The 15217-nt window shown below is 68.2% G+C and carries 16 protein-coding genes; 3 read left to right on the top strand and 13 right to left on the bottom strand.

The genetic code is table 11. The features are described 5' to 3' along the window. Positions 1-21 precede the first annotated feature (21 nt). The 3 genes from CGU35_RS18525 to CGU35_RS06295 all read right to left on the bottom strand — a co-directional run bounded on the left by CGU35_RS18525 (position 22) and on the right by CGU35_RS06295 (position 2654). A complete protein-coding gene (locus CGU35_RS18525) occupies positions 22-351 on the bottom strand; it encodes an ATPase (protein WP_232711171.1) in 330 nt (109 codons plus the stop codon). Positions 352-486: 135 nt separating this feature from the next. Next, the gene (gene rpsD / locus CGU35_RS06300; RefSeq protein WP_100810717.1) at positions 487-1116 is read right to left on the bottom strand and encodes a 30S ribosomal protein S4; all 630 of its coding nucleotides are present in this window, start codon (positions 1114-1116) and stop codon (positions 487-489) included. 170 nt (positions 1117-1286) lie between these two features. Beyond that, positions 1287-2654, bottom strand: a complete 1368-nt coding sequence (locus CGU35_RS06295; RefSeq protein ID WP_100810716.1) for a replication-associated recombination protein A — start codon at positions 2652-2654, stop codon at positions 1287-1289. A gap of 242 nt (positions 2655-2896) precedes the next feature. On the opposite strand from CGU35_RS06295, the gene CGU35_RS06290 reads away from it, so the two are divergent. The 3 genes from CGU35_RS06290 to CGU35_RS06280 all read left to right on the top strand — a co-directional run bounded on the left by CGU35_RS06290 (position 2897) and on the right by CGU35_RS06280 (position 5139). Next, entirely contained in the window at positions 2897-3175 is a 279-nt protein-coding gene (locus CGU35_RS06290; protein ID WP_100810715.1) for a dioxygenase, read from the top strand. A 61-nt stretch (positions 3176-3236) separates the two neighbouring features. Continuing rightward, positions 3237-4505: a DUF349 domain-containing protein gene (locus CGU35_RS06285; protein WP_100810714.1), complete on the top strand. Its 1269-nt coding sequence runs from the start codon at positions 3237-3239 to the stop codon at positions 4503-4505. Positions 4506-4569: 64 nt separating this feature from the next. Next, positions 4570-5139 carry a type IV toxin-antitoxin system AbiEi family antitoxin gene (locus CGU35_RS06280; protein WP_100810713.1) on the top strand — a complete coding sequence of 190 codons (570 nt, stop codon included), beginning with the start codon at positions 4570-4572 and terminating at the stop codon, positions 5137-5139. A 38-nt stretch (positions 5140-5177) separates the two neighbouring features. On the opposite strand, the gene CGU35_RS06275 is transcribed toward CGU35_RS06280, so the two are convergent. The 10 genes from CGU35_RS06275 to pdxT all read right to left on the bottom strand — a co-directional run bounded on the left by CGU35_RS06275 (position 5178) and on the right by pdxT (position 15214). Then, on the bottom strand, positions 5178-7433 hold the full coding sequence (locus CGU35_RS06275; protein WP_100810712.1) for a RelA/SpoT family protein: 2256 nt from the start codon (positions 7431-7433) through the stop codon (positions 5178-5180). A 103-nt stretch (positions 7434-7536) separates the two neighbouring features. Further along, a complete protein-coding gene (gene secF, locus CGU35_RS06270) occupies positions 7537-8526 on the bottom strand; it encodes a protein translocase subunit SecF (protein ID WP_100810711.1) in 990 nt (329 codons plus the stop codon). Continuing rightward, a complete protein-coding gene (secD, locus tag CGU35_RS06265) occupies positions 8526-10247 on the bottom strand; it encodes a protein translocase subunit SecD (protein WP_100810710.1) in 1722 nt (573 codons plus the stop codon). Before secD ends, secF begins: the two co-directional genes overlap by 1 nt. Before the next feature lie 47 nt (positions 10248-10294). Further along, positions 10295-10741 (bottom strand): preprotein translocase subunit YajC, encoded by a 447-nt coding sequence (locus CGU35_RS06260; protein WP_100810709.1) that lies wholly within the window; start codon positions 10739-10741, stop codon positions 10295-10297. A gap of 76 nt (positions 10742-10817) precedes the next feature. After that, positions 10818-11861, bottom strand: a complete 1044-nt coding sequence (ruvB, locus tag CGU35_RS06255) for a Holliday junction branch migration DNA helicase RuvB (RefSeq protein WP_100811317.1) — start codon at positions 11859-11861, stop codon at positions 10818-10820. Then, positions 11854-12474 carry a Holliday junction branch migration protein RuvA gene (gene ruvA / locus CGU35_RS06250; protein WP_100810708.1) on the bottom strand — a complete coding sequence of 207 codons (621 nt, stop codon included), beginning with the start codon at positions 12472-12474 and terminating at the stop codon, positions 11854-11856. The genes ruvB and ruvA overlap by 8 nt, the downstream gene beginning before the upstream one ends. A gap of 65 nt (positions 12475-12539) precedes the next feature. Beyond that, complete coding sequence (gene ruvC, locus CGU35_RS06245) at positions 12540-13115, bottom strand: crossover junction endodeoxyribonuclease RuvC (protein ID WP_100810707.1); 576 nt, start codon at positions 13113-13115, stop codon at positions 12540-12542. Between the two features lie 46 nt (positions 13116-13161). Then, complete coding sequence (locus CGU35_RS06240; RefSeq protein WP_100810706.1) at positions 13162-13920, bottom strand: YebC/PmpR family DNA-binding transcriptional regulator; 759 nt, start codon at positions 13918-13920, stop codon at positions 13162-13164. 9 nt (positions 13921-13929) lie between these two features. Further along, positions 13930-14487 carry a DUF1697 domain-containing protein gene (locus CGU35_RS06235; RefSeq protein ID WP_100810705.1) on the bottom strand — a complete coding sequence of 186 codons (558 nt, stop codon included), beginning with the start codon at positions 14485-14487 and terminating at the stop codon, positions 13930-13932. Between the two features lie 130 nt (positions 14488-14617). Then, the gene (pdxT, locus tag CGU35_RS06230; RefSeq protein WP_100810704.1) at positions 14618-15214 is read right to left on the bottom strand and encodes a pyridoxal 5'-phosphate synthase glutaminase subunit PdxT; all 597 of its coding nucleotides are present in this window, start codon (positions 15212-15214) and stop codon (positions 14618-14620) included. Positions 15215-15217 lie beyond the last annotated feature (3 nt).

The raw sequence follows: 15217 nt of genomic DNA, 5'->3' as shown, positions 1-15217 counted from the left end.
GGCCGTGACACGGAACGGGGGTCAGTCTTTGGGCGTGTCGGCGACGTCTTCGGCCGCGTCGGAGACGGCCGCCGACGCACCGGACACGACATCGGATGCGGCGGCTTTCGCCGCGTCCACGGCATCCGAGGCGGCGGACACGGCAGTCGCCGCGGCATCCTTCGCGCCGCTCACGAACTCGTCGAACTTCGCCTCTTGGCCGCGGTAGGCCTCGCCGATGCGGTCGGTGAACTCACCGATGCGTGCGTCGACCTCGGCGAGAAGCTCGTGACCGGTCGGATTCTTGTTGATCACGTGGGCAGCGGCGAAACCGCCGGCGATACCGATCAGGAACCAGAGCAGGCTCTTCATGTCACCACTTCCTCGCGCTCGTGGGCCGCACGCGCGGCCCTGATACATCGTAGTGTCCGACGACGAAGGGCGCCCGGATCCTCGCGGATCGGACGCCCTTCGGTGATTTCGCTGTGCTGCGCGAAGTCGCGGTGCTCAGCGCGCCGCGTAGTACTCGACGACGAGCTGGACGTCACACGTCACGGGAACCTCGGCGCGCTTCGGGCGACGGACCAGGCGGGCCTGGAGTGTCGACAGGTCGACCTCGAGGTACCCCGGAACCGGGGGCAGAACGTCGGCGTGACCACCGGCGGCGGCGACCTGGAACGGCTCGGTGCCCTCGCTCTTGGGCTTGACGTGGATCATCTGTCCCGGCTTGACGCGGAACGACGGGCGGTCGACGAGCTGGCCGTCGACGAGGATGTGGCGGTGCACGACCAGCTGACGGGCCTGCGCCGTGGTGCGGGCGAAGCCCGAGCGCACGACGAGAGCGTCGAGACGCTGCTCGAGCAGCTCGACCAGGTTCTCACCGGTCAGGCCGGACTGGCGACGCGCCTCGTTGAACGTGTTGCGCATCTGCGCCTCACGGATGCCGTACTGGGCGCGAAGACGCTGCTTCTCGCGCAGTCGGACGGCGTAGTCGCTGTCCTGCTTGCGCTTGGAGCGGCCGTGCTCGCCGGGAGCGTAGGGGCGCTTCTCGAGGAACTTGGCGGCCTTCGGGGTGAGGGCGATGCCGAGCGCGCGCGAGAGACGGGTCTTGCTGCGGGTCCGTGACTTAGTGGACACGTTTACCTTTCGTGACGTACGAACGTGGAGTACCCCGGCTCGCGCGCAGCGGACCGAGGGAAGTGAAGAGGGGTGTGCCAGGGGCGTCCGGCTACAGGACGACACCCGTCGCTTCTTCTCGCGCAGCCGCACGCTCGACAGAAACTTAGGCCAGCGAGAATCCTAGCACGTCAGTCCTGGGAGCCCAGGATCCGGCGGATCTTGTCCAGTCGTGTCCGGATGTCGCGTTCCGCACCCCGCGGGGTCGGTTCGTAGTATCGGACGCCGCGCAGGGGGTCGGGCAGGTACTGCTGCGTCGCAACGCCCACCTCGGTGTCGTGCGGGTAGATGTAGCCCTTGCCGTGGCCGAGCTTCTTGGCTCCCGCGTAGTGCGCGTCGCGCAGGTGCAGGGGAACCGTGCCTGCCCGACCGCCGCGGACGTCGGCGATCGCCTTGTCGATCGCGAGGTACGCCGCGTTCGACTTGGCGGCGGTGGCGAGATAGGCGGTGGCTTCCGCCAGCGGAATACGCCCCTCGGGCATCCCGATGAATTGCACCGCGTCCGCCGCGGCGACCGCGATCGGAAGCGCCTGCGGGTCGGCCAGGCCGATGTCTTCGGCCGCCGAGATGATCAGGCGCCGCGCGATGAACCGCGGGTCCTCGCCCGCCTCGATCATGCGGGCGAGATAGTGCAGCGAGGCATCCACATCCGAACCGCGGATGGACTTGATGAACGCGCTGATGACGTCGTAGTGCTCGTCGCCCTGCCGGTCGTATCGGAGCAGGGCTCGGTCGACGGCTTGGGCCACGACGTCGTCCGTGATGACCGGCTTCTCTCGATCCGCCTCGTCGTCATCGCCATCATCGTCTTCGGCCGTGGCCTCCGCGCCGACCATCGAGGCCGCCGCTTCGAGCGCGGTCAGGGCACGCCGTGCGTCACCCGAAGACAGACGCACGAGTGCCGCCCGGGCGGCGGGATCGACGGTCACCGCCCCCGCGAGACCCCGGGCATCCGCGACCGCCCTGTCGAGCAGAGACCCGAGCTCGTCGTCCGAGAGCGGACGGAGCGTGAGCAGGAGCGAGCGAGAGAGCAGCGGCGACACGACCGAGAACGACGGGTTCTCGGTCGTCGCGGCGATCAGCACGACCCAGCCGTTCTCGACGCCCGGCAGCAGCGCGTCCTGCTGCGCCTTGGTGAAGCGGTGGATCTCGTCGAGGAACAGGATCGTGGATGTCCCGTACAGGTCTCGCTGCGTCAGCGCCTCTTGCATGACCTCGCGGACGTCCTTCACGCCCGCGGTCACCGCCGACAGCTCGACGAAGCGACGACCCGACGATCGTGCGATCGCCTGCGCGAGGGTCGTCTTGCCGGTGCCGGGGGGTCCCCACAGGATGACCGATACGGCACCGGTCGAGGCGCGATTCGGGTCGGCCAGCGCCACGAGGGGCGAACCGGGACGCAGCAGGTGTTCCTGCCCCGCGATCTCGTCGAGCGACGACGGGCGCATGCGGACGGCGAGGGGCGTCGACCCCTGGAACAGCGCTTGCGTACCCGTCACCGTCCCAGGCTAGTCGGGGCCTCCCCCACGCGTTCCGCCCGACCAGCCCGATCCCCTCCAGCGCCCATTCCGCCCGCCTCCGCCTGGCGACCCCGACCCCACACGAGCCGACACACTGCCGCGAGCGGTCGCGACATGCCGTTCGACGCTCCGACCACACGGCATGTTGCGTCCGTTCACGAGTTTGGTCGCCCGCCTCGCCCGTGCGTAGAGTTCAGGCGATCGACCTCGGGAGCATACGGATGGCGAAGCCAGACAAAGAGCGCGCAGAGCGCGAGCGAGCACGCGTCTACCAGGCACGCCTGCAGCTGCGCGAGTCACAGGTGCGTCGCCGCCGACGCGACACGGTCGTCGCATCCGTCGTCGGGGGAATCGTCATCCTGGCCGCGATCGGTGGCCAGTTCGCGTTCTACTCGGCGGGCCCTGGCGCCCTGCTCCCCGCGGACTCCCCCTCCCCGGCCCCGTCGTCGACGCCGGGCGTCTCGTCCGATCCGGTTCCCGGGCCGACGACCACCCCCTGACCCGTTCGGACCGTCGTACTAGGCTGGGGGAGTTTCCGCTCCCCACAGCAAGAGGTGCACCGTGTCCCCCGAGTCTGCTTCCACCCCTGACCTGGCGTGGGGCCGCGTCGACGACGACGGCACCGTCTCTGTCCGCGAGGTCTCTGCCGAGGACGGCACCGACACGTGGCGTGTCGTCGGTCAGTATCCCGACGGAACCCCTGACGAGGCACTCGCATACTTCGCGCGGAAGTTCAGCGACCTGGCCGACAAGGTGCGACTGCTCGAACAGCGCCAGCGCGGCGGCGGTGCTTCGGCATCCGATCTGACCACAGCGGCGAAGCACCTGCGCTCCGAGATCGACGGAGCTTCGGCTGTCGGAAACCTCGCGAACCTGACGGGTCGCGTCGACGCGCTGCTCGAGGCGCTGAGCGCCGCGACCGCCACCGAGGCCGCCGCGGCGAAGGAGGCCGTGAATGCGGCCGTCGTCGAACGCACCGAACTCGTCATCAAGGCCGAAGCGCTCGCGGCCCGCGACCCCAAGTCGGTGCAGTGGAAGCAGGCCACGCAAGAACTGAACGACCTGTTCGAGGCATGGCAGGCACACCAGCAGAACGGGCCGCGACTTCCCAAGCGCGAATCGCAGGACCTCTGGAAGCGATTCCGCGACGCGCGCGCCACGGTCGAGAAGCACCGCCGCGAGTTCTTCGCGGAGCTCGACGAGACGCACAAGGGCGCCCGCGACCGCAAGGCGCGTCTCGTCGAGCGCGCCGAGGCACTCCTCCCGAAGGGCGAGGACGGCATCCCGCTGTATCGTGCCCTGCTGGACGAGTGGAAGGCCGCCGGTCGCGCGGGCAAGAAGGTCGACGACTCGCTGTGGGCCAAGTTCAAGGCCGCGGGCGATGCGCTGTACGCCACGCGCGCGGAGAAGGAAGCCGCCGAGGTCGCCGAGTCCGCACCGAAGATCGAGGCCAAGCAGGCCCTGCTCACCGAGGCGGCCGCGGTCGCCGACGAGCGCGACCTGACGGCGGCCCGTTCGCTGCTCGCGTCGATTCAGCGACGTTGGGACGAGATCGGGCGCGTGTCGCCGCGCGAGCGGGACCGCTCGCTCGATGACGGGATGCGCAAGATCGAGCAGGCGCTCAAGGCACGTGAAGAGGTCGACTGGAAGCGCAACAACCCCGAGACCAAGGCCCGCGCCGGCGACATGGCGCGCCAGCTCGCGGATGCGATCGCCAAACTCGAGGCCGAACTCGCCGCCGCGACCGCCCAGGGCGATAACGCGGCCGTCAAGCGGATCTCAGCGGATCTCGACACCCGCCGCGCCTGGCTCCAGGTCGTCGACGGCTAGACCTTCTCCACAGATGTGCCCGCGGCATCCGTCGGCACACCGCGCGTGCGATTCAATCGGTGCCATGCATTGGCCCCTGGTCTACCTGCCCGACGAGCGCCTGTCGACTGCCGAGCTGTCGGCCGCGCGCCTGGATGGCGATCTCGTCGAGATCGGTGACGGGTACATGCCGGCGGATGCCGTCGAGAGCACCGCTATGCGAGCCGCGTCCCTGCGGTCGATCTGCGGAGGCCGACTCATCGTATGTTCGTGGAGCGCCGCGTGGGTCTACGGGGCACTGAGCGACCCGCCATCGCGCCACACGGTGATGCGCGGGGCTGCGCATCGCGTCGGCAATCTGATCGATCGCCGGGCGATCTTCCACGATGTCGGCGTCGAGGATGACGACGTGAAGGATGTCGCGGGTGTGCTCATCACGTCTCCACTACGAACCCTGATCGACGTGGCGCGGCGCATTCGCGAGCCCCAGCATCGCGAAAGCGCGAAGTTCGTCGTCGGGGCGCTGATCGAGTCCGGGCTGGTCGATCCCCGGGACGGGCTCGCCCGGATCGACGCCCACATCCGGCTCACCGGCTCGAAGGATGCGCGTCGCGAACTGGTCCACCACGTCGAGAAGAGGCTCTCGACCGCATGAACAGTTGAGCAGCCGCGCGAATGCGAATGTGCGGGCGTTCAGCCGGTCGTGACGCGGTAGACGTCGTAGACGGCGTCGATCCGTCGAACCGCATTCAGCACGCGGTCGAGATGGACGATGTCCCCCATCTCGAACACGAACTTGCTGAGCGCCAGGCGCTCGTGGGTGGTCGCGACGGTCGCCGACAGGATGTTGACGTGGTGCTCGGTGAGCACCCGCGTGACGTCCGAGAGCAGACCCGAGCGATCCAGAGCCTCGACCTGGATCTGCACCAGGAAGATTCCCTTGGTCGTGGGAGCCCACGACACTTCGATCATGCGATCCGGATCGGCCGTCAGGGAATCGACGTTGGGGCAGTCGGTGCGGTGCACCGACACACCGCTCCCCCGCGTCACGAAGCCGACGATCTCGTCCCCGGGGACGGGCGTGCAGCACTTCGCGAGTTTCACCAGGATGTCGGCGGCACCCCGCACGAGCACGCCCGTGTCGTTCGCGCGCGGCGTGCGGGGACGACCGAGGTGAGGCAGCTCGACCGGCCCGGTCGACGTGTCCTCTTCCGTCGCGACGAGCGCGGTGACCTTCTCGATGACCGACTGGGTGGAAACGTGGCCCTCGCCGACGGCGGCGTAGAGCGCCGAGACATCCTCGTAGCGCAGCTGATGGGCGACCTCGCCGAACGAGTCCTGATTCATCAGACGCTGCAGGGGCAGGTTCTGCCGACGCATGGCGCGGGCGATGGCTTCCTTGCCCTGCTCCACGGCCTCTTCGCGCCGCTCTTTGGTGAACCAACCGCGGATCTTGTTGCGCGCGCGGGTGCTCTTGACGAAGCTCAGCCAGTCCTGGCTGGGGCCGGCGTCGGGGTTCTTCGAGGTGAAGACCTCGACCACGTCACCTGACGACAGCGAGGAGTCGAGCGGAACGAGGCGTCCGTTGACCTTCGCTCCCATCGTGCGGTGTCCGACCTCGGTGTGCACCGCGTAGGCGAAGTCGACGGGCGTGGCCTCGGCGGGCAGCCCGATGACGCGACCCTTCGGCGTGAAGACGTAGACCTCTTTCGCGCCGATCTCGTAACGCAGAGAGTCGAGGAACTCGCCCGGATCGGCGGTCTCGGCCTGCCAGTCCGAGATGTGCGCGAGCCACGCCATATCGGCGTCCGGAGCCTTGGGGTCGGCCTTGCCGCCGTTGACGCGCTCCTTGTACTTCCAGTGGGCCGCGACGCCGTACTCGGCCTGCTGATGCATCTCGTTCGTGCGGATCTGGATCTCGACCGTGCGGCCGCCGGGGCCGATGACGGTCGTGTGCAGCGACTGGTAGAGGTTGAACTTGGGCGTCGCGATGTAGTCCTTGAAACGGCCCGGAATGGGGGTCCAGCGCGCATGGATCGCGCCGAGCACGGCGTAACAGTCGCGCACGGTCGACACCAGCACCCGGATGCCGATCAGGTCGTAGATGTCGTCGAACTCACGGCCGCGCACGACCATCTTCTGGTACACCGAGTACAACTGCTTCGGCCGCCCGGCGACACGGCCGCGGATTCGCAGCTCGCGCAGGTCTTCCTCGACCGAGCCGATGACATTGTCGACGTACTCCTCGCGCTGCGGGGTGCGCTGTTTGACGAGGCTCTCGATCTCGGCGTAGAGCTTGGGGTGCAGGACGGCGAAGGACAGGTCTTCGAGTTCGGCTTTGATGGCCTGGATGCCGAGGCGGTGCGCGAGCGGCGCGTAGATCTCGAGCGTCTCGGTGGCCTTCTTGCGGGCCTTCTCGGGAGGAACGAAGCCCCACGTGCGCGCGTTGTGCAGGCGATCCGCCAGTTTGATGACGAGCACGCGGATGTCCTTGGACATCGCGACGATCATCTTGCGCACGGTCTCGGCCTGAGCCGCGTCACCGTACTTGACCTTGTCGAGCTTGGTGACGCCGTCGACGAGCATCGAGACTTCATCGCCGAAGTCGGCGGACAGCTGGTCGAGGCCGTACGCGGTGTCTTCGACGGTGTCGTGCAACAGTGCAGCGGCAATCGCCTTCGGACCGAGCCCGAGTTCGGCGAGGATCTGCGCGACGGCGACCGGGTGCGTGATGTACGGCTCGCCGCTCTGGCGCAGTTGGCCCTGGTGCGCACGTTCGGCCACGACGTATGCGCGCTCGATCAGCGCGAAGTCACCCTTCGGATGATTCGCCCGCACCGTGCGAATCAGGTGCTCGACCCCGCCGCGGCGGGTGGAGCGCGAGAAGATCCGCGGGACGAGCCGACGAAGGCTCGATGCCTGCGGGGCGGGCGGCAGGATTTCGGTCATGCCGATACCCCCTCCGCCTCGATAGCGCGGTGTGGCACCACCCCGCCGGATCGGACCATCCTACGCCCGTGCACGGGCGCGATCGCCGGCATGGGCGCCGTGCTCAGCTCTCCACCGCGGCGAGTTCGCGGGCGGCGCGGACTCGCGCGTCGCGCTCGCGCAGCTGGGGCTCGCCCTCGCGGAACAACGAGTACAGCGGCGCCGCGACGAACAGCGTCGAATACGCCGCGACGATGATGCCGACGGTGATCGACAGCGAGATGTCGCTGAGCGTGTCGGCACCGAGCCAGAGCGCGCCGATGAACAGGATCGCCGCCACCGGCAGCACCGCGACGATAGAGGTGTTGATGGAGCGCACGAGGGTCTGGTTGACCGCCAGGTTGACGGACTCGCCGAAGGTCCGGCCCGTTGTGAGCCCGTCCTCACTCGTGTTCTCGCGAATCTTGTCGAACACGACCGTGGTGTCGTACAGCGAATAACCGAGGATCGTCAGGAAGCCGATCACGGCCGCCGGTGAGATCTCGAATCCCGCCAGCGCGTAGATGCCGACCGTGATCACGAGCACGTCGACCAGGCCGAGGATCGCGGCCGCCGACATCTTCCAGGTACGGAAGTAGATCGCGAGGATCAGGAAGGTCAGCGCGAGGAAGATCGCGAGCCCCCACAGCGACTGGCGTGTGACGTCCTGGCCCCAGGTCGGGCCGATGAACGAGGTCGTGACCTCTTCGGGTGCGACGTCATACGCGGTCGCGAGCGCCGCGCTCACCGCGAGAGTGTCGTCAGCGCTCATCTGATCGGTCTGCACACGGATCGCCGTCCCCCCGATCGTCGTGACCTTGGTCGTCGCATCGGGCACGACCGTGTGCACGGCGTCGGTCGCCACGAGCTGGTCGGGCTGTTCGAGACCCGAAACGGTGAACTGCGAACCGCCCGTGAACTCGATCGAGAACTGCGGCGGCTTCGCGAGCAGGCTCACCGCGGACCCGAGCACCAGCACGATGGCCAGGATGAACCACAGGCGGCGACGCGCGACGAAGGGGACGGACAGCTTGCCCGTGTAGAGGTCATTGCCGAACTGGCTCATCGAGCGCATCAGTCGTTCTCTCCCGGGTTCTTCGGCGCGGCTTTCGACGAGCCCGTGAGCTCGGCCCGCTTGCGTTCCGCGATCGTCTGTCGACGCTCGGCCTCGCCGCGCGAGCGGGCGACGCGCTTGGAAGCCTTCGCCCCCTCGGAGCTCGTCGGCGCCTTGAACTCCGACCTGTTGCGATAGACCGCACCGAGCGCCATCGGATCGAGACCCGAGAGCGGATGACCCTGACCGAAGAACCGTGTGCGCGCGAGCAACTGCATGACCGGATGCGTGAAGATCACGAAGATCAGGATGTCGATCAGGGTCGTGAGGCCGAGCGTGAAGGCGAAGCCCTTCACCGTGGCGTCGGCCAGGATGTACAGCACGACAGCGGCGAGGATGTTGATCGACTTCGAGATGTAGATGGTGCGCTTCGCCCGAGCCCAGCCATCCTCCACCGCGCCCGTGATGCTCTTGCCGTCACGCAGCTCGTCTCGGATCCGCTCGAAGTAGACGATGAACGAGTCCGCCGTGAACCCGATGGTCACGATCAAACCCGCGACACCGGCGAGCGAGAGGCGGAAGCCCATACGCCACGACAGGATGCAGAGCATCACGTAGGTCAGCACGCCCATGACGATGAGCGAGGCGATGATGACGAAGCCGAGCGCCCGGTACGAGATGAGCGAGTACAGGGCGACGAGCGCGAGGCCGATGAGCCCCGCGATCAGGCCGATCTGCAGCTGTTGCGAGCCGAGCGTCGCGGAGATCGTGTCGGAGCTGACGACCGTGAAGCTCAGCGGCAGGGCGCCGTACTTGAGCTGATCCGCGAGCGACTTCGAGCTCTCCTGGGTGAAGTTCCCGGTGATGCTCGGTCGACCGTCGAGGATCAGACCGTTCATCGACGGTGCCGAGATGACCTTGCCGTCGAGCACGAACGCGAACTGGTTGAGCGGCGCCGTGGCGCCGAAGAGCCGCTGGCTAACCTCGCCGAAGACCTTCGTGCCGTCCGCGTCGAGCGTGAGCTGCACCGACCACTGGTTGTTGGTCGTGTCGAGCCCGAAGGTGGCGTCGTCGATCGCGGTGCCGTCGATCTCGACGGGTCCGAGGATGTATTTCGCGCTCCCGTCGGCCTCGCAGGTGATCAGGGGCTGATCGGCCGGGGCGTTGGCCGGGTCGTTGTTGGGATCGGCACAGTTGTAGGCCAAGAACTGGGCCTGCAGCGCATCCGTGATCCAGGCCGGGTCGCTCGCGTTGGAGGGCTGCGTCGCCGGAGTGGACGGCAGAGCCGGGTCGGGCGTCGGGTAGGGCGTCGTCGCGCCGTCCTCGCCGACGAACTCCGTCGCGGGACTGCCGCTGAAGATCACGGGGCGCAACTGCAGCTGCGCGCTGGCCTGGATCCGCTCGCGTGTCTCTTCGTCGGCCGTGCCCGGAATCTGCACCACGATGTTGCGACCACCCTCGGTGGCGACATCCGCTTCGCCGACACCCGACGCGTCGACACGCTGACGCATGATCGTGACGGCCTGTTCGAGCTGCTCGGAGGTCGGCGCCGCGCCGTCCTCGGTCTGCGCCGCGAGGATGATCTGGGTGCCGCCCTGCAGGTCCAGCGCGAGCTCGGGGGCCCAGGTGCTCTGCTGGAACACGTACACGCCGAGCGCGTTGATTCCGAACAGGACGCCGATGATCGCCAGCAGGCCGATCAGGGCCCGCCAGGCGTGGCGGACAGGGGAAGAAGTCGCCACCGGGGCTCAGCTTTCTCGAAGAAGAACGGGGGTCCGCGCGGTGGGAGTCAGGCCTCGGGGTTGTTCTTTCGTTCGGCGGCACGCTGGTCGGCTTCGGCCTGCGCGCGCAACTCGGCCTTGTGGTCGTCGCTGAGCGACGAGATCTCACCATCCGCGACACCCGCGACGTACTCCGCCTCGGACGCCTCGGCCTCGATGAACTCGTCCTCCGACACGACACCCTCTGCGGGGTCGACGACGCGGAGGATCGCCTGGCTGTGCACCTTGATCTCGACGCCCGGGGCGATCTCGATCAGGGCGGGCTGGTCGAGGTTCTCGGGGTCGAACTCCACGATGGTTCCGTACAGACCGCCCTGCAGCAGCACCTCGGCGCCGGGCACGGTCTGGCGGGCCTTCTCGGCCTGCTCGACCTTGGCGCGCTGCATCCGTCGACGCGAGTTCCAGAACATGAAGCCGAGCAAGCCGACCAGGACGACGATGAGCAGGATGTCCATGAAGAGTGGTGCCTTTCGGGGGCGCGCGAGCACGCGAAGGGGGGCCGGGCGACAGGTGGCCGGAAGCCTTCAGCGATTATAGGTCATCGAGTCTGAGCGCGTCCTGCGCCTGAGGGGCGCCCACGTGCGCGTAGGCCGCGGGCGTCGCCACCCGGCCACGCGGGGTGCGGCCGAGGAATCCGATCCGCACGAGGTAGGGCTCGACGACGCTTTCGACGGTCTCGGACTCTTCGCCCACCGCGATGGCCAGCGTGCTGAGACCGACCGGCCCGCCGCCGAAACGGAAGACGAGGGCGTCGAGCACCGCGCGGTCGAGGCGGTCGAGGCCGATCGAGTCGACGTCGTACAGCTCGAGCGCGGCACGGACGGCAGCGAGGTCGCCGGCCTCGGCGTGCACGAGCATGAAGTCCCGGACGCGTCGCAGCAGACGGTTCGCGATGCGTGGGGTTCCGCGTGAGCGTCTGGCGATCTCGCCGCGCGCTTCGGGGCTGAGGTCCACCCCGAGCATCCCCGATGACCGTTCGATGACGCGTTCGAGATCGGATGCCTCGTAGAACTCGAGGTGCCCGGTGAAACCGAACCGGTCGCGCAACGGGTTCGGCAGCAGCCCCGAACGGGTCGTCGCGCCTACCAGCGTGAACGGAGCCAGGTCGAGCGGGATGCTCGTGGCCCCGGCGCCCTTGCCCACCATGATGTCGATCCGGAAGTCTTCCATCGCCAGGTAGAGCATCTCTTCCGCGGAGCGCGCCATCCGGTGCACCTCGTCGATGAAGAGCACCTCGCCGGGCGTCAGGCTCGACAGCAGCGCCGCGAGGTCACCGGCATGCTGGATCGCGGGTCCGCTCGAGAGCCGCAACGGACGCTCGCTCTCGTGCGCCACGATCATCGCGAGAGTGGTCTTGCCCAGTCCCGGAGGACCGGACAGCAGGATGTGGTCGGCCGGTCGTTGCTGAATCCGCGCGGCATCGAGCAACAACTGCAGTTGCCCGCGCACCTTCGGCTGACCGACGAAATCCGCGAGCGAACCGGGGCGCAGCGCACCCTCGATGGCCAACTCGGACTCTTCAGCGACCGGATCGACCTCGCGGAACGCGCCATCCTCCGCTCCGGGATCAGCCACGGACGCCACCCTGTCGTGCGGGTCCGAGCGCCGCGAGCGTGACCCGCAAGAGCGCCGAAACACTCGCCCGGTCGGCCTCGCTTGCCTCTTCCGCCGCCGTCGTGACGGCCTCGGCGGCAACCCGCTCGGGCCAGCCGAGCCCCACGAGCGCCTGCGCGACCTGTGTCACGATGTCGGTGCTGGGAGTCGCGGACGTAGCCGACCGGGGCGCGACCGGGGCGATCTTGCCCGAGAGCTGCAGGACGATGAGCTTGGCGGTCTTCGGGCCGATGCCCGATACCTTGCGGAACGGTGCGTCGTCTTCGGCATGCACGGCCTCGGCGATGCGCTCGACCGTGAGCTGAGACAGAACACCGAGAGCCGACTTCGGGCCGACACCCGTGACCTGCAGGAGCAGCGAGAACACCTCAAGCTCTTCACGCGTCGTGAATCCGAAGAGGGAGAGCGAATCCTCGCGCACGATCAGGCTGGTGTGGAGCGCCAGGGTCTGACCGGCGTGCGCGGTTCGAGCGATATCGACGGGCACCGCGACGCTCAGGCCGACTCCCCCGACCTCGATCACGACCGAGTCCGCACCGGCATGCAGCACGACGCCGCGCAGTGACGAGATCATGTGTCGATCCTAGATCGATAGTCGTAGGTATGTTCGAGCGACACGCAGAGGCGATGGCGGATGCGTCAGCGCGAGCTGCGGACCAGGCGCTCGGCGTCGGCCCACGCGCGTTGCGCCGGGGTCAGCGGCGTCGAGCCCTGACCCCCTGTGGACCCCCCGGATCGCCACGCGTGACAGAGCGCCAGGGCCAGGGCATCCGCCGCGTCCGCGGGCTGGGGCAGCGCATCGAGCCGCAGGACCCGCGCGACCATCGTCTGAACCTGCCGCTTGTCCGCCGCGCCGTAGCCCGTGATCGCGGCCTTGACCTCGCTCGGGGTGTGGGTCTCGGCGGGCAGACCGTGCTCGGCCGCGAGCAGCAGGGCGACCCCGCTCGCCTGCGCCGTGCCCATGACCGTCCGCACGTTGTGCTGCGCGAAGACACGCTCGACCGCGACGACGTCGGGCCGATGCTCGGTCAGCACCGCCCGGATCCCCGCCGCGATCGTCGCGAGGCGCTCCGGAAGGGGCATGTCGGAGCCGGAACGGATGACGCCGACGTGCACGAGTCGACCCGACCGATCGGGTTCCACGTCCACGACGCCCACGCCGCAGCGAGTCAGCCCGGGGTCGATACCGAGCACGCGAAGGGAACGGGTGCGCACTCCCCCACGCTAGGCGCGCTGGATGCAACGCGCGTCGAGGCGCGCCCTACTCGTCGTTCTCGAGCTCTGCCTGGACCTCGGGGGTCAGGTCGAAGTTCGAGTACACGTTCTGCACGTCGTCGCTGTCTTCGAGCGCGTCGATCAGCCGGAAGACCTTGCGTGCGGTCTCGGCGTCGACCTCGACCTTGAGACTCGGCACGAACTCCACGTCGGCGGATTCGTAGTCGATGCCCGCGTCCTGCAGAGCGGTGCGGACCTTGACCAGGTCCGTGGCCTCGGTGATGACACCGAATCCATCACCGTGCGGCTCGATCTCTTCGGCACCGGCGTCGAGCACCGCGAGCATCACGTCATCCTCGCTCGCGCTGTCGGCCGAAACGACGATGACGCCCTTGCGGTGGAAGTTGTAGGCGACGCTGCCGGGGTCGGCCATCGTGCCGCCGTTGCGCGTCATCGCCGTGCGCACCTCGGCGGCGGCGCGGTTCTTGTTGTCGGTCAGACACTCGATCAAGAGAGCGACGCCGTTCGGGGCATAGCCCTCGTACATGATCGTCGTGTACTCGATCGACTCGCCGGTCAGGCCGGCGCCGCGCTTGATGGCGCGATCGATGTTGTCGTTCGGAACAGAAGTCTTCTTCGCCTTCTGGACCGCGTCGACCAGCGTCGGGTTGCCCGACATGTCGGCGCCGCCCATCTTGGCGGCGACTTCGATGTTCTTGATGAGTTTGGCGAACGACTTGGCACGGCGCGAATCGATGATCGCCTTCTTGTGCTTGGTCGTGGCCCACTTGGAATGGCCGGACATTCCTCCAGTTTACGACGCGGACGGATCCTGCACCGAACCCCGCGAGGCGACGATCTTCTGGAGGGTGCGCAGGTTGCGGTTCGTGGTGCGGGTCTTGTACGTCGTCTTCGCGAGGAGCTTCGCGAACGGGGTGTCGGTCGAGCTGCCCTTCGGCGGGTTCCAGTACACGACACCCGGGCCCGCTGAAACCGGGTCGATCGCGGAATCGAGGGACGCCGCGGCAACCGTCAACTCATTCCGCGTCACGGAGTCGACGCAGAACACGACCCAGGGCTGCCGCGTGTCGTCGGTCGCATCGAAGGGGAAGGATGCGATGGCCGCTTCGATCTCCGCACGCGCCACCAGCACGATCCAGGCGTCGTAGCCGAACCGATCACCGAGAGCCGCCTCGATCGCCGGCTTGAGATCGTCGCGCGAGCGTTCCGATGCGAACGCGGCGTTTCCGCTCGCGAGGACGGTGCGCACCTCGGCCAGCCCGAGACCGGAGAGCACGTCACGCAGCTCGGCGCTGCGGATCGTGATCCCGCCGACGTTCACTCCGCGCAGCAGCGCCACCCATTCGGTCACGTCGTCACCCTAGCCTCGGGCCACGACATCCGTCCGTTCGGAAGGTCTTGTCACGACGGAGGGCCGGATGCCAGGCTTCGGCCCTCCCGAATGACCACGACCTCCCGGCCGAACGCACACCGCACCCCGATCACGCGGATCCGCGCACAGCCTCCAGGAACAGCTGGTGGAATCGGCGCTCGCCCGTCACCTCGGGGTGGAACGCGGTGCCCATCAGGGCCCCCTGGCGGACAGCGACGACGCGACCGTCGTGCAGCGCGGCCAGCTCTTCCACGGCCGGACCGTGCTGCTCGACGAGTGGCGCACGGATGAAGACGGCGTGGACGGGTGGCGCACCCAGCACGGGCACCTCGAGCTCCGTTTCGAACGACTCGGTCTGCCCGCCGAAGGCATTCCGGCGCACCGTCACGTCGAGCCCGCCGAACGTCTCCTGCCCGACGATCCCGTCGGTGATGCGATCGGCGAGCAGGATGAGTCCGGCACACGTGCCGTACATCGGCATCCCGGCCGCGATCGCATCCCGGATGGGCTGCTGCATCCCGAACGCCCGCGACAGCTTGTCGATCGCGCTCGACTCGCCGCCGGGCAGCACGAGTCCGTCGACGGCCGCGAGTTCGGCGGGGCGGCGGACGAGCGAGACCTCGGCACCCAGCTCGGTCAGGACGCGCGCGTGTTCGCGCACGTCGCCCTGGATCGCGAGCACACCGACGCGAGGACGGTCGTTCATGCC

This window comes from Microbacterium sp. BR1 (assembly GCF_002812725.1).
In the GTDB taxonomy this organism is placed as follows: Bacteria; Actinomycetota; Actinomycetes; order Actinomycetales; family Microbacteriaceae; genus Microbacterium.
The sequence above is the reverse complement of the archived record's forward strand: the minus strand, read 5'-3'. Positions and strand labels throughout refer to the sequence as shown.

Bases quoted from the DNA above. Each gene is read 5' to 3' on its own strand.
- ruvA (WP_100810708.1), bottom strand. From the start codon at position 12,474: ATGATCTCGTCACTGCGCGGCGTCGTGCTGCATGCCGGTGCGGACTCG.
- CGU35_RS18525 (WP_232711171.1), bottom strand. From the start codon at position 351: ATGAAGAGCCTGCTCTGGTTCCTGATCGGTATCGCCGGCGGTTTCGCC.
- CGU35_RS06240 (WP_100810706.1), bottom strand. From the start codon at position 13,920: ATGTCCGGCCATTCCAAGTGGGCCACGACCAAGCACAAGAAGGCGATC.
- CGU35_RS06260 (WP_100810709.1), bottom strand. From the start codon at position 10,741: ATGGACATCCTGCTCATCGTCGTCCTGGTCGGCTTGCTCGGCTTCATG.
- CGU35_RS06275 (WP_100810712.1), bottom strand. From the start codon at position 7,433: ATGACCGAAATCCTGCCGCCCGCCCCGCAGGCATCGAGCCTTCGTCGG.
- CGU35_RS06280 (WP_100810713.1), top strand. From the start codon at position 4,570: ATGCATTGGCCCCTGGTCTACCTGCCCGACGAGCGCCTGTCGACTGCC.
- CGU35_RS06290 (WP_100810715.1), top strand. From the start codon at position 2,897: ATGGCGAAGCCAGACAAAGAGCGCGCAGAGCGCGAGCGAGCACGCGTC.
- pdxT (WP_100810704.1), bottom strand. From the start codon at position 15,214: ATGAACGACCGTCCTCGCGTCGGTGTGCTCGCGATCCAGGGCGACGTG.
- secF (WP_100810711.1), bottom strand. From the start codon at position 8,526: ATGCGCTCGATGAGCCAGTTCGGCAATGACCTCTACACGGGCAAGCTG.